We start from the raw sequence: 12,478 nt of genomic DNA, 5'->3' as shown, positions 1-12,478 counted from the left end.
GCCGCCGATGCTGCCAAAGTTCCCATCAGCCATCGCATCAAGAAATGCGCCTGGAACGACGACTATCTCATCAATGCCATCACTCATATGCGATAGCCCTGCCCCTCGAGGGGGGAGATCGCAGCTTCCGCGTTTTCCGTAACAACCGAGCGCAAATCGTGTTCCTTCCGCACGGTTGACATTCTTCCCTCAGCCGCCATGCTGCATTGCAACATGGCTATCGAGAAGTTCGGCATGACGGAAACATCGCGCATCGAGTGCCTGGACGGGCTTCGGGCGCTCGCCGCGATCTGGGTGCTTATCGGGCACTGCCTGCTGTTGACCGGCTGGCAGGTTCCTATCCTCGGCGAACCGGACCTCGGCGTCGATCTGTTCATCATGCTGTCCGGCTTCCTGATGGTGTTCCATTACCAGCTGCGCCAGGACAAGGAGCCCTGGCAAAGGCCGGAAACCTGGCTGAAATTCTGGACCCGCCGCTACTTCAGGATAGCGCCGCTGTTCTACATCATGCTGTTCGCTGCCCTGGCGCTTGGCCCCTATCTCTACCAGTCGAGGATGGTCATCGACGAGTTCCTGCTGAGGTCGCCGCAGGCGCCCGAGCGTTATCTCGACAGCGGCCTGAAGAATATTGGCGCCCATCTGCTGTTCCTGTTCGGCCTGGTGCCGAATTTCGCCTATCGCACGCCGCTGCCGGACTGGAGCCTCGGGCTGGAGATGCAGTTCTATGCGGTGTTTCCGGCGATCATGCTGCTGGTGCGCAGGCTTGACTGGGTATGGAGCGCCATTCTGGTAGCGGCCACCGGCAGCGCGATCGTGTTGTTGATGGGGCAATTGTCGGTGCATTTTCCGATGCCGTCGTTCCTGCCGCTGAAGATGCAGATTTTCCTGTGCGGGATGCTGCTGGCGGGCGTCGTCCATCAAAGGCAAAAGCGGCCCTTCGCATATCTGGCGTTGGCCATGGCTCTGGCCGCGCTGCCCTTCGGCGGCGGCTATGGGCTTGGCAAGCTTTTGATGCGGGAAGCGCTCGTATTGGGTTTCTTTGCCCTGGTTCTCTACCGGATGCTGCCGGGAATGATGGGCATCGTGGCCAGAAAGATCGCCATGACGCTCGCCAACAGGTTCTTTCATCTGATGGGTGAGCTTTCCTTCAGCATCTATTTGATCCATCTGCTGGTTCTCCAGCCGGTCGCGGCCCTGGTCATCACCCAGTTCGGCCACGAATTGTCGGCGCCGCTGCGCTTTGCGGTCGTCACTGTCGTCGTTCTGCCGGTGGTGTGCCTGCTGTCCTGGATCACCTACACGCTGATCGAAGTGCCCGGCCAGAAGATGGGACGTTTCGTGGTGCAGCGTTTTGGGCGGAGCCCGGCGCTCGAGGGCAGCGCATGATCAGCTGAAACTGCCGATCTCCCCCCCCCCTCGTGGGGGAGATGCCCGGCAGGGCAGAGGGGGGCGCTGTCCCGCCGGCTTGTGGATCATTTGTAACGCGACGTTAGGCGAATTCCGGTTGGGCGAATCCGGTCGGAAAAACATAAAAAACGCAGGCTTGCGATCCTTCGCGCCCCCCTCTGTCCTGCCGGACATCTCCCCCACAAGGGGGAGGTCGGCAGCTTCGGCGTCCCGCCGCTTCTTTTCAATCAAATCCATCAAGCGAGGCTGACCATGAGCGATTCCCGTGCTCGCGATATTCTGTCGCGACAGGCAGAACTGGAGAGCGAACGCAGCCAGTACGAGCATGTCTGGGAGGCGGTGTCCGAATTCTGCGACCCCGATGCGCCCGATATGTGGAGCGGCCGCCGCCAGGCCGGCACGGATTCGCAGGCCGAACGGCAGGAGCGGCGCGGTGCGCGCGTCTACGCCAACACCATCAACTCGGCCGCCAACCGGCTGGCCGCCGGGCTGGAAAGCCTGATCATCCCGCAGTCAGAGAAATGGCATGGGCTGTCGACCGCGGCAATCAACGACGAGGAAACCGACGAGGAAAAGGAATGGGCGGAAGCGCTGCGCGATTTCCTGTTTTCGCTGCGCTACTCCGCCAATTCGAACTTCGTGCCGGCAACACAGGCATGCCTGCGCAATGTCGTGCGCTACGGCCCAGCCTATCTCTACGCCGAGGAGGGTTTTGGCGGCACGCTGATCCGCTATGCCTCGATCCCCGTGGTCGAGGGCTATCTCTCGCGCAACCGCTGGGGCCAGGTCGATATTTTCCACCGCCGCTACGAGCGCACGGCGCGGCAGGCGGCGCAACTGCTCGGCTATGAAAAGCTGCCGGTGCGGATCAAGGTTCTGGTCGACGACCCCTCGAAATGCGAGACGAAGATCTCGCTGATCCAGTGCATCCAGCCGCGCGACGAGCGCAAGATGTACAGTCTGAGCGGCACCTATCAGTATCTCGATACGGCGTTCGCTTCCTATCACGTCATCGAGGACGAGGAGGTGATCGTCAGGGAAAGCGGTTTTCGCTCGTTCCCGGTATCGTGCTTCAACTGGCGCCGCTACGAGGGCGATCCCTACGGCATCTCGCCGACCATCGAGGCGCTGACGACGGTGCGCGAGGAGAACGCCGTGCGGCGCTCCGGCCTGCGCGCCCTGCAGCAGATCACCGATCCGGCGACCGCGTCCAAGGCGCGGCTCGACTATGTGCCGGTGCTCAATCCCGGCGAGAATTATCCGGGCCTGATCGACGATGCCGGCCGGCCGCTGATCGCGCCCATCGCCACCGGCCAGAACCCGACCTATGCGTTCAATTATGCCGACAGCCGGGCCGAGGAGATCCGGGACATGATGTTCGTCAACCTGTTCCAGACGCTGGTGCAGAACCCGCAGATGACGGCGACCGAGGCCTTGATCCGGCAGGAGGAGAAGGGCGCGCTGCTCGGGCCGTCCGGCTCGATCATCCAGGCCGGCTTTGCCAGCAATCTCGACCGCGAGCTGGGTATTCTGGAAGACAAAGGACTTTACGAGGAAGACAGCCGCTTCCTGCCGCCGGCGAGCCTCGCCGGCAAGGCGCTGCGGCCGACCTTCACCGGCCCGCTCGACGTGCTGCGCCGCTCGGCCGAAGCCCGCGACACCATCCAGGTGGTGACGACGGCCATGCAGATGGCGCAATTCGATCCCGGCATCATGGACAATATCGACGGCGATGAAGCACTGAAGATCGTGCAGGGCGCGGGCCGCAGCCCGCAGCGCATCTTTCGCCGCCAGGACGAGGTGGCCGGTATTCGCGATGCTCGTGCCAAGGCCCAGCAGGAACAGGCCGGCATGGCGGCGGTCGCCACCGCCGGCAAGGTCGCCAGGGATGCCGTGCCCGCCGCAGTGCAGGCGCGCGACAGCGGCCTGCTCGATGGGCTCGGCGGGCTGATGCCGCAGGGTGTGCAAGATGCTTCGGGCGGGCAGCGCGCATGAGCGGCAAACGCTTCGCCCATTCCAGCCAGGCCGGCGGCCCGGCCAAGGCGCGGGATGCGCTGGCCAAGGCCTATCTCAGGGTGTTCTCAGGCCAGGACGGCGAAATGGTGCTGGCCGACCTGACGGCCGCGACCGGCTATTATCGCCGGCCATCCTATGGCGAGTGGCTGGCCAAGACGAAAACTCCGAACGGCTTCGAGCTGCACAGCGCGCTGAGCAACGCCCGCGCCGAGGTGGTGCAGCACATCATGGGGTTCCTGACGCTGGACGAAGCGCAACTGGCGGCACTGGAGAAGGCGGCGAGGGCGGAGGGGAGGTAGGGTTTGGGGCTACAGGATATCTGAACGCGAATAGCCATCGGTTCTGCGGTGCATCAATTCTGCAAGGCGCAGTCCAAATACCACGTGTTCAGATATGTTGGAGTTTGCAGCGTGACCCGCGCCTTGGTCGGAGGACTTTCAACATCTGCTGTCCTCATAACGAACGTGTCGAGCATGAATGTCGTGCTATCAAATGCAGCGACCTGATACACGCTGCGTTGGAAGATATCGTATTTCGTTGAGGATGGTTTGAACGTGCTCGATTTGCTGGTTACAATGAAGTGATCGGCAAATTCTTGGATATCGAATTTCCTGGCCTTGTTATTTGCGACGAATTCCGGGCTACCAGATGACGGTATGTCGGACCACGTGCGGAAGTCGCTCACCGTACATAAGAAGACGTCGCCGTCTTTCGAGTTTGCCGGCTCCATCGCAAACAAGCAAGCCAGCAAAAGGATTACGAGGCGGAGGATCACCGGCCTCGAAGTTGCAATAGCCCGCATCGCTCGTCCCCCTTGGTAGGGAAGATAGCGCTGACCTCTAATCAGCGGAAGGACCAAATCAGGGAAAAGGATGCGCCGAGGCTGAAGCTGCTTTCCTCTCCCCGTTTTACGGGGAGAGGATGCCGGCAGGCAGGTGAGGGGCGGTGCCGGCATTTCAGAAGTTTGCGCTGCCCCTCATCCCCCTGCCGGGACCTTCTCCCCGCAGAACGGGGAGAAGGGGGCACGCTCAATAATCGCCGTTATAATAGCGGTCGTCACAGGGGGCGGTGTAGATGCGGCCGCTGTTGCGATCCTGATAACGGCAAAGCTGTTCGCCGCGCGGCTGCGGCGTGGTGGCGTTGCCAACCACGGCACCCAGAAGGGCGCCGGCGCCCGCGCCGATGACCGTGCTCTTGGTGTTGCCGCCGATCGCCTGGCCGGCGAGAGCGCCGGCGCCGGCACCGAGCAGCGCACCGGTGCTGGTTCTCTGCTGTGCTTCGGTCTGCGCGCAGCCTGCCAATGCGGCGGTTACGAGCATGGCGGCAATGGCTCTGGAAATGGTCATCGTCTGGTACTCCCTTGAAGTCTATGAACTAATACACGGGCCGATTTTGCCAAGTGCGGTGGCATTTGCGGCGGAACATAGGCACTGAGCCTCACGAAATAAGACATGGTTGTTTTAGTCTGACAGCTCGGTTTCGGAAAGAAATGTAATCGAACAAGACGACGGAGCTTCATCTCAAATCGACCTTCGAGGGGCTACGCTGCCTCGATCTGCATCACCTTTTTTGCCGCAGCGGTCAGAAATCCGGATCGGCTGTAGCCGTGGCGCTCTGCATATCTATCGATCTGATCGAGGATATCTTCCGGAATGGTGACATTGACGCGCACGACTTTCGCCGCTTCGGCTTTCAAGGGAACCAGGATGGCGACACCGCTCAGATTGTCCTTGTCCGACATCACTTCCTCCAGGGACGACGGCTCGGGAATTGCTTCGCCATCCTCGACCAGCCCCTCGACATGAAAGGCCAGTGCTTCCTCGGCCATGGCGCGGGCATCATCCAGATTGACGCCTGCTGTCACCAGGCCCGGAAAATCGGGGAAGGAGACGCCGAAGTCGCTGTCCGCTTGCTTGTGGATCAGTCCGATGTAGTTCCGCATTTCTCTACCTCAGCTTCAAGCCGGATTGTTTTTCGATACTCTTGAGAGTGCCGATCGGGATGTCGCGCTTGGGATGCGGAACTGTCACGCGGCCCGGCTTGGCTTTGTGCTTGAACTGGGCGTGACTTCCTTTTCGAGCCACTTCGTACCAGCCATCCGCCAGTAGCCTATGAATGACATCGGCGCTCTTCATGTTGTGTATAGATACACACAGAAGGCCTAAATGTCCATGAGATTTGCGGCAGATTACGTGCCGCGGTCCAGTTGAACCTTCCTCAAATCCCCAAAAATGGAGATACCAGATGACCCGAGGTCTTCCCCGGACGCTTTCGCGTGCCGCCGCCAGAGAAGCCGGCCTTGCCCCGCCCAAGGCGGGGCTTACCGCCAGGACGACCGGGCAGGGCGGCGCCTACCGCACCGTCTTCTCCTTCAATGCCATGCCGGTGCCGGTCACCGATGCACTGGCCTATGCCAGCCAGAAGCTCTTTGACTTTCTCGATGGCAAGGTGCGGATCAAGGGCGGCACGGCAAGATTGCAGTTCGCGGTGCTGACTACCCGCGCGTCGACCATCAACGACAATGCCGCGCTAACCTGGTCGCTCGGCTCGACGGCAGCATTGAGCGCTGTGCTTGCCGGCACCATGGTCAATGTGCTGGGCGCGACCGGCCGTACGCTGGATGGCGCGGGTGCCGCGCTGTCGAGCGCGTCGATTGCCGATGTTGCCGCAGCCGCTACGCTCGACGGCACCGTGACGCCGGTCGACCTCTATCTCAACCTGGCGTTTGCCACCGGCACGGATATCGACGCTGACGGCACGGTTGCCGTCACCGGCACTATCACGCTGCTCTGGGAGAACTGGGGCGACAATATCTAGGTTCCCTCCAGATATGGGTGATTGGCGAAAGCGGAAGTGACGGCCAATCTCCCCCCGCGTGGGGGAGATGCCCGGCAGGGCAGAGGGGGGCGCTGTCCCGCCGGCTTATCCAGCTGATTCGTGCTTGCAATCTTTCCCGGGGCGTTGGTGACGAAGTGCACCGGATCCTCGCGTTCCTTCGCGCCCCCCTCTGTCCTGCCGGACATCTCCCCCACGAGGGGGGAGATTGGCAGCTTCGCCGCTGGCTCTCTCTAAACCTCAACATAAGGAATCTTTTCATGACAGATCTGGCAGACGCCGGGTCCGCGGTGGCGGCGCCACCGGCGGGCAACCTTGCACGGCCACCGGCCAACGGGGACAACGGGTCCGCCCCGCCTGCGGCCAAAAGCTGGTTTGACGGTCTTTCCGAAGGCAACCGCAAGCTTGCTGAAACCAAGGGCTGGACCAAGCCTGAAAGCCTCGATCGGGTTTTCACCTCTTATGCGGAGCTGGAGCGGCAGCAGGGTGAGAGCCTGCGCGTTCCGGCAGCCGATGCAGCCGCGGAAGACTGGGACAGGTTCCATGCCCGACTGCCCGAGGCGATGCGTCCGCTGACCTCGCCCGACAAGGTCGAGTACAGGCGCCCCGACGGGCTCCCCGAAAACTTCGCCTATTCGGACGAGCTCGCCAATGCGTCCAAGGCCTGGGCAGTCGAGGCAGGTGCTACCCCGAAGGTCGCGCAGGCCTATCACGACCGCTTCGTCGGCTACATGGCCGAGCAGGCCAAGGCACAGCAAATCGCCGTTGCCCGCTCGGTCGAGACGACCCACGACGACCTTGTGCGGGATTGGGGACCGACCGGCAGCGATGGCTTTCGCAAGAAGCTCGAGGTCGCCAACAGGGCGATGAAGAAGCTCGGCCTGGTCAATGCCTATAAGGCGAAGGGCATCCTTCTGCCGGATGGCGCCTTGACCGACCCGCAGATCGCCAAGGCGTTCCACGCCATCGGCGAGGCGATGTTCCGCGAAGACACGATCGACGGCGGCGCGGCCTTGAGTGGAGGCAATCCCTTCAAGCGCAATGCCGCCGGCGAGCGCAACCTGACTGGCATCTCAGCCCTGGTCAAAAGCGACCCCGCCCGCGCCCGGCGGCTGGCACGCGAGGCCGGCGAAAACCCCGATCTGTGGATGCCCAATAATCCTCTCTGAAATTGGACCATGATCTTTTCCGAAACCGGTTTCCACTTTTCTGGATCATGGTCTGCCAATCCCCACAAACCTGAAGGAAGACAAAAATGGCAGACGCCTATACCCGCATCGCGGACGCGATCGTTCCGTCCGTCTATGCGCAATACTCGTTCGAGGAGCACGTCCAGTCGCTGGAGATCTACCAAGCCGGAATCCTGTTTTCCGACCCGGCCATCGCCTCGAAGCTCAGCCTGGGCGGGCGTTCCGTCGACATGCCCGGCTGGAAGGATCTCGGCAACGATCCCTCGGAGCCGGTCAATGACGACCCGGCCGACTCGATCGAGATGAAGAAGATCGGCGCGCGCCGCGAAGTCGCTGCCCGCAATGTGCGCGCGCAGGCCTGGGGCATCCCGGACCTGACTTCGATCCTTGCCGGCGACGATCCGCAGAAGCTCATCGTGCGTCGCCAGACCGACTACTGGCAGCGCGCCAACAAGCTGACGCTGCTCGGCATCCTGAAAGGCGTGCTGGCCGACAACATCGCCAATGACGGCAGCGATCTGGTGCGCGTTACCGGTGCTTCCATCGTCGACACCGACATCATCGAGGCCGCCTATCTGATGGGCGACCGCGCCGACAAGTTCAAGACGATCTGGATGCATTCGAAACAGATGAAGGCGCTGAAGCTCGCCGACCTCATCGACTATGTGCCGTCGTCCGAGCAGGGCGGGCCGCTGATCCCCTATTACATGGGGCTGAGGGCCGTCGTCGACGACGACATTCCGGTCGCCGGCGGCGTCTACACCGCCTTCATGTTCAAGGACAAGGCGATCCTGTGGAACGAACTGCCGGTCAATACCGAAGGCGGCCCGCTCGAGTTCGACCGCAAGCCGCGGCAGGGCCATGGCGGCGGCGTCACCGAAATGGTCGGCCGCCGGCATTTCGTGCCGCATGTGCCGGGCACCCGCTTCCTCGACGCGTCCTCGGCCGGCGAATTCGCCACCGATGCCGAGCTGGCACTGGCGGCAAACTGGGACCGCACGGCGTCGAGCGTCAAGCACATGACGTTCATCGCGCTGAAAACGATGGAGGCCTGATCCGGCCGGAAGGGCCGGGCATCAGACGTCCCGCCCCTTCTGGACACCAGGTCGGCCGGTGTGGCGAATCCCAAGTTCACCCGCTGCGCCGCGCCGGAGTGATGCGAATTTTGCGGTTCGCCACAACGTTCATGTTGCTCGTTTGGCCAATCGACGGCACCAAACAGTTACAAGAAAGGGCGATGCTGCCTTGTCTGAGCAAGGGAGGTAACTATGAACGTGAAGTACAAAACAGTTCAGGAAGTGCTCCGAAAAGCGGGCATTGTCATGAGCAAGAAGGGGGAAGTTCATCGCATAAACTTCTTCAGCGGTCTGGAGGACACCGCCTACTACACACCAAGTCTTCAAGATGCCCTGGACAAGGGCTTGGCTATGGCGGGAGGTATCGGAAGGGTGAAAGCAAGCGTCTTTGCCAAGTCAGCCGAAACAGGGATCTCGACCAGCGCACGCATCGGCTGACTCAATCCAGGCAAGACATCGCCGCATTGTGCGGCGGTGTCGTGAAACCGCAATAACCGAAGCATTGCCGTCTTCCTTGCTCGAATGGAAAAAAGACGGATCACGCAGCACGTGCCACCCATTCCCTGACGGGCGGCTGGCATCGTGACGGCTCCCTGCACGAGACGTGCAACGTTCTGCCCAAGCCACAATCACAAGAAATCCCCAGCCGCCTTGAAGCGGCTTTTTGCCGTGGAGGCACCATGCCCCGTTTTCCCCGACCAACCACACAGACAGAGGCCTGAGCCATGGCCATCACCCCGCTCGACATCGCCAACATGGCGCTCGCCGTGCTCGACGAGGCGCCGATCGACAGCCTCGACCAGGACGCCAAGGCGGCGCGTCTGCTCAATCTGCACTTCGACCTGACCCGCGAGGCCGAATTGACCAAGCACGCCTATGTCTTCGCTATCCTGGCGGCCTCGGTCGCCGGCTTCGACACCGGCAGCGGCGCTGGCACGCTGAACTTTGCCTATGAACTTCCCGCCGACTGCCTGCGGCCCTTGCCGCTGACCCATAATGGCGAGCCGGACGGCGTGCCGCTCTCATGGCGGCAGGAGGCCGGGTTGGTCTATTCCGATCAGGCCGGGCCGCGCATCATCCGCTATATCGCCAACCTGACCGACCCCAACGACTGGGACGCGCTGTTCACCGAGGTGCTGATTGCGGCGCTCGCCATCAAGATCGCGCATCCCTTGACCCACAAGTCCGGCATGATCGACGTCGCCCGCAGCGCCTATGACAGGGCGCTGGATGCCGCCTACTCGGCCAATGCCATCCAGCGCGGCGGCAGATTTTCCAATATGTCTTGGGCTTTCCAACGCGGCGACAACAGGTTCGTCGGCCGATGACCACGCTCTATCCGGTCCAGGACGCATTCATCCGCGGCGAGATTTCTCCCCGCTTGCACGCTCGCGCCTCGCTCGAGCTCTACCGGGCGGCGCTGTCCAAATGCACGAACTTCGTCACGCTGCCGCATGGCGGCATCAGAAAGCGTGGCGGCACGTATTTTTGCGCGGAGGTGAACAACTCGTCGAAGGCGACACGGCTGATCCCGTTCATCTTCTCGGCCGATCAGGCCTATGCGCTCGAATTCGGCGATCTTTACATCCGCGTCTACGCCTATGGCGCCCGCGTCGGTACGGTCGAGGTGGCGGCCCCTTATCTCGAGGCCGATCTCTTCGACCTGCAATTCGTCCAGTCGGCAGACCAGATGTGGATCACCCACAAGGATTATCCGGTCAAGGTGCTGACGCGCACCGCGCACACGACTTGGACGCTCGCCGATTTCGTCTTTCTCGACGGCCCATACGACAAGATCAACACCACCGCCACGACGTTGACGCCGGCCGCAACCGGCAACGCCATGCCGGTCATGACCTCGAATACGCTGCCAAGCGGCACGGTCAGCAACAGCAACGGCTCATCCGACGTGTGGCAGGTGTTCGACGGCGACAAGCAGGAGGGGGTGGACATAGCGGGATTTCCGAGCGGGTATCTGCGCTACCAGTTCGGCGGCGGCGAGGCCAAGACAGTCGACGCCTACTGGATTACCGCGACGAATGATCACTCAGACACTGTCTCGCCGACCCAGTGGCAATTCCAGGCCTCGCACAACGGCACCGACTGGACGACGCTCGACAGCCGGGACGATAGAGACCGGTTGGTCCAAATCGGAAACCCGCTTCTTCGACGGCTTCAACAACACGGTTGCCTATGAATATTATCAGCTGCTGTTTTCGGGCGGCGACAGCGACGGAACCGCTATCGCCGAACTGGCCCTGCACGAATACGCGCCGTCGCAAACGCCGTTTGATCTCTCGGCCTCCTCGATCGTCGGCATCAATGACGGCACTGGTTTTCAGACCAGCGATGTCGGCCGCGCCATTCGTCTGCTTGGCGCGGATGGCTTCTGGCGCTGGGCAAAGGTCACTGCCCGCACCAGCATGACGGTGGTCACGGTCCAGTTGTATGGGCATGCTCTGCCCGATCTCAGCCCGATCATCCGCTGGCGTCTCGGCACGTTCGTGCCGGCAAGTACGTGCAGAGCGGTTCGCTTTACGAGGAGCGCCTGGCGTTCAGCCGAAAATTCTCGGTCTATGCCTCGCAAACCGGCGATTTCGACAACTTCGCCACCGGCGAGAAAGACACCGACGCGCTGGAATTCGTGCAGGCCGGCGGCGGTCAGGCCAATGACATCACGTGGGTGGCGGAATCGGACGGTGCGCTGATCATCGGAACGCTTGGCGGGGTGAGGGCGCTGTCCGGCTCTGGCATCGACGAGGCGCTGACACCGTCCTCGTTCAAGAACCGCCGGTCGCGGACCTTCGGCTGTGCCCCGATGCGTCCTGTCGATGCGGGGCAGTCGTTCCTCTATGTCACCCGCTCCCGCAAATCGATCGCCGAGCTGACACAAAACGCCACCGGCCGCTTCACCTCCGACGACGTCGGTCAAATATCGGAGCACATTCCGAAGAAAGGCGTCGTCGAACTCGCCTTTCAGACCGACCCCGACCCGCTGCTCTGGTTCCCGCTCGGGAATGGCGAACTCGGCGGCTACACGCACCAGCCGTCGCAAGACGTGCGCGGCATGCATATCCACCAGATCGCCGGAAGCTTCGCCGGATCGAACTGGGCCGTTGTCGAAAGCGCCGTGGTGACGCCCGGCCAGGACGGCAATGACGACCTGTGGCTGATCGTCAAGCGCACGATCGGCGGCGTGACCAGGCGCTATATCGAAATAAAGACCGTGCCGTTCGAATATGCGGCAATCGAGGACGCTTTCGAGGTCGACTGCGGGCTGACCTATTCGGGTGCTGCCGTCAATGTCGTCTCCGGCCTCGATCATCTCGAAGGCCAGGCGGTCGACGTGCTGGCCGGCGGCAAGGTCTACAAAGGGCTCACGGTCGCTTCCGGCCAGGTGATGCTGCCCGGCGGCGCCACCGCCGCCAAATGGCAGGTCGGGCTCGGCTACCAGTCCGAGGCCAATACGCTGGAGCTGGACGTCGGCGGCCGCGACGGCTCGATCGTCGGCCGGCGCAAGAAGGTCGCCAAGCTCATTCTTTCGCTGCTGGAAACCGACATCGCCGGGCTTCAGGTCCAGTCGTTTATCCGCGGCCGATGGGAGCAGGTTCGCATCCCGTCCGTGGTTGCTCCGGGTGCCATGGCGAAATTGTTCACCGGCAATGTCGAGGTGCCGATCGACGACAGCTGGGAAGGGCAGGGGCGGGTGAAGATCCGCCACGTCAATCCGACGCCCTGCACGATCAGGGCGATGACACCGGTGTTCGACGCCGAGCCTTAGACGCATTGCAGGTTGGCGAAACTCTTGACGACGGCCGATCTCCCCCCTCGTGGGGGAGATGTCCGGCAGGACAGAGAGGGGCGCTGTCCCGCCGACCAATCGTAATTACGTCCTTATCCATTCTGGCCTGACCGCAGTTAGCTAAAGCCGCGATCCTTCGCGCCCCCCTCCGC

At 62.2% G+C, this 12,478-nt stretch carries 14 protein-coding genes; 10 read left to right on the top strand and 4 right to left on the bottom strand.

Translation table 11 applies throughout. The annotated features are described in order from the left end of the window. Positions 1-234 precede the first annotated feature (234 nt). The 3 genes from NKJ09_RS29030 (at position 235) to NKJ09_RS29020 (ending at position 3,722) form a co-directional block, all read left to right on the top strand. The gene (locus tag NKJ09_RS29030) at positions 235-1,386 is read left to right on the top strand and encodes an acyltransferase family protein (RefSeq protein ID WP_352516075.1); all 1,152 of its coding nucleotides are present in this window, start codon (positions 235-237) and stop codon (positions 1,384-1,386) included. A 273-nt stretch (positions 1,387-1,659) separates the two neighbouring features. Beyond that, complete coding sequence (locus NKJ09_RS29025) at positions 1,660-3,402, top strand: portal protein (protein ID WP_352496015.1); 1,743 nt, start codon at positions 1,660-1,662, stop codon at positions 3,400-3,402. Continuing rightward, positions 3,399-3,722: a Bbp19 family protein gene (locus NKJ09_RS29020; RefSeq protein ID WP_023718149.1), complete on the top strand. Its 324-nt coding sequence runs from the start codon at positions 3,399-3,401 to the stop codon at positions 3,720-3,722. Before NKJ09_RS29025 ends, NKJ09_RS29020 begins: the two co-directional genes overlap by 4 nt. Positions 3,723-3,775: 53 nt before the next feature. Here the strand turns inward: NKJ09_RS29020 and NKJ09_RS29015 are convergent, their stop codons facing one another. The 4 genes from NKJ09_RS29015 to NKJ09_RS29000 form a co-directional block, all read right to left on the bottom strand. Continuing rightward, positions 3,776-4,378 carry a hypothetical protein gene (locus NKJ09_RS29015; RefSeq protein ID WP_352496016.1) on the bottom strand — a complete coding sequence of 201 codons (603 nt, stop codon included), beginning with the start codon at positions 4,376-4,378 and terminating at the stop codon, positions 3,776-3,778. Between the two features lie 73 nt (positions 4,379-4,451). Then, positions 4,452-4,769 (bottom strand): YMGG-like glycine zipper-containing protein, encoded by a 318-nt coding sequence (locus tag NKJ09_RS29010; RefSeq protein ID WP_023718151.1) that lies wholly within the window; start codon positions 4,767-4,769, stop codon positions 4,452-4,454. A 194-nt stretch (positions 4,770-4,963) separates the two neighbouring features. Then, entirely contained in the window at positions 4,964-5,365 is a 402-nt protein-coding gene (locus tag NKJ09_RS29005) for a type II toxin-antitoxin system HicB family antitoxin (RefSeq protein WP_023718152.1), read from the bottom strand. Between the two features lie 4 nt (positions 5,366-5,369). After that, positions 5,370-5,558: a type II toxin-antitoxin system HicA family toxin gene (locus NKJ09_RS29000; RefSeq protein WP_352496017.1), complete on the bottom strand. Its 189-nt coding sequence runs from the start codon at positions 5,556-5,558 to the stop codon at positions 5,370-5,372. Positions 5,559-5,667: 109 nt separating this feature from the next. Between NKJ09_RS29000 and NKJ09_RS28995 the strand changes: the two genes are divergently transcribed. The 7 genes from NKJ09_RS28995 (at position 5,668) to NKJ09_RS28965 (ending at position 12,305) form a co-directional block, all read left to right on the top strand. After that, the gene (locus NKJ09_RS28995; RefSeq protein WP_352496018.1) at positions 5,668-6,240 is read left to right on the top strand and encodes a hypothetical protein; all 573 of its coding nucleotides are present in this window, start codon (positions 5,668-5,670) and stop codon (positions 6,238-6,240) included. Between the two features lie 278 nt (positions 6,241-6,518). Continuing rightward, a complete protein-coding gene (locus NKJ09_RS28990; protein WP_352496019.1) occupies positions 6,519-7,427 on the top strand; it encodes a hypothetical protein in 909 nt (302 codons plus the stop codon). 86 nt (positions 7,428-7,513) lie between these two features. Beyond that, positions 7,514-8,503, top strand: coding sequence for a Coat protein (locus NKJ09_RS28985; protein WP_352496020.1), 990 nt, complete (start codon positions 7,514-7,516; stop codon positions 8,501-8,503). A 213-nt stretch (positions 8,504-8,716) separates the two neighbouring features. Further along, complete coding sequence (locus tag NKJ09_RS28980) at positions 8,717-8,962, top strand: hypothetical protein (protein ID WP_023718157.1); 246 nt, start codon at positions 8,717-8,719, stop codon at positions 8,960-8,962. A gap of 287 nt (positions 8,963-9,249) precedes the next feature. Then, the gene (locus tag NKJ09_RS28975) at positions 9,250-9,852 is read left to right on the top strand and encodes a phage connector family protein (protein ID WP_352496021.1); all 603 of its coding nucleotides are present in this window, start codon (positions 9,250-9,252) and stop codon (positions 9,850-9,852) included. After that, entirely contained in the window at positions 9,849-10,721 is an 873-nt protein-coding gene (locus tag NKJ09_RS28970; RefSeq protein ID WP_352764285.1) for a phage tail protein, read from the top strand. Before NKJ09_RS28975 ends, NKJ09_RS28970 begins: the two co-directional genes overlap by 4 nt. Before the next feature lie 321 nt (positions 10,722-11,042). After that, a complete protein-coding gene (locus tag NKJ09_RS28965) occupies positions 11,043-12,305 on the top strand; it encodes a phage tail protein (protein ID WP_352764283.1) in 1,263 nt (420 codons plus the stop codon). The last annotated feature ends 173 nt before the right edge of the window (positions 12,306-12,478 follow it).

The organism is Mesorhizobium sp. M0189 (genome assembly GCF_040322135.1).
Taxonomy (GTDB): Bacteria; Pseudomonadota; Alphaproteobacteria; order Rhizobiales; family Rhizobiaceae; genus Mesorhizobium.
The sequence above is the reverse complement of the archived record's forward strand: the minus strand, read 5'-3'. Positions and strand labels throughout refer to the sequence as shown.

Coding starts and splice junctions, on each gene's coding strand:
- NKJ09_RS29030 (WP_352516075.1), top strand. CDS start 235: ATGACGGAAACATCGCGCATCGAGTGCCTGGACGGGCTTCGGGCGCTC.
- NKJ09_RS29025 (WP_352496015.1), top strand. CDS start 1,660: ATGAGCGATTCCCGTGCTCGCGATATTCTGTCGCGACAGGCAGAACTG.
- NKJ09_RS29020 (WP_023718149.1), top strand. CDS start 3,399: ATGAGCGGCAAACGCTTCGCCCATTCCAGCCAGGCCGGCGGCCCGGCC.
- NKJ09_RS29015 (WP_352496016.1), bottom strand. CDS start 4,378: ATGCCGGCACCGCCCCTCACCTGCCTGCCGGCATCCTCTCCCCGTAAA.
- NKJ09_RS29010 (WP_023718151.1), bottom strand. CDS start 4,769: ATGACCATTTCCAGAGCCATTGCCGCCATGCTCGTAACCGCCGCATTG.
- NKJ09_RS29005 (WP_023718152.1), bottom strand. CDS start 5,365: ATGCGGAACTACATCGGACTGATCCACAAGCAAGCGGACAGCGACTTC.
- NKJ09_RS29000 (WP_352496017.1), bottom strand. CDS start 5,558: ATGAAGAGCGCCGATGTCATTCATAGGCTACTGGCGGATGGCTGGTAC.
- NKJ09_RS28995 (WP_352496018.1), top strand. CDS start 5,668: ATGACCCGAGGTCTTCCCCGGACGCTTTCGCGTGCCGCCGCCAGAGAA.
- NKJ09_RS28990 (WP_352496019.1), top strand. CDS start 6,519: ATGACAGATCTGGCAGACGCCGGGTCCGCGGTGGCGGCGCCACCGGCG.
- NKJ09_RS28985 (WP_352496020.1), top strand. CDS start 7,514: ATGGCAGACGCCTATACCCGCATCGCGGACGCGATCGTTCCGTCCGTC.
- NKJ09_RS28980 (WP_023718157.1), top strand. CDS start 8,717: ATGAACGTGAAGTACAAAACAGTTCAGGAAGTGCTCCGAAAAGCGGGC.
- NKJ09_RS28975 (WP_352496021.1), top strand. CDS start 9,250: ATGGCCATCACCCCGCTCGACATCGCCAACATGGCGCTCGCCGTGCTC.
- NKJ09_RS28970 (WP_352764285.1), top strand. CDS start 9,849: ATGACCACGCTCTATCCGGTCCAGGACGCATTCATCCGCGGCGAGATT.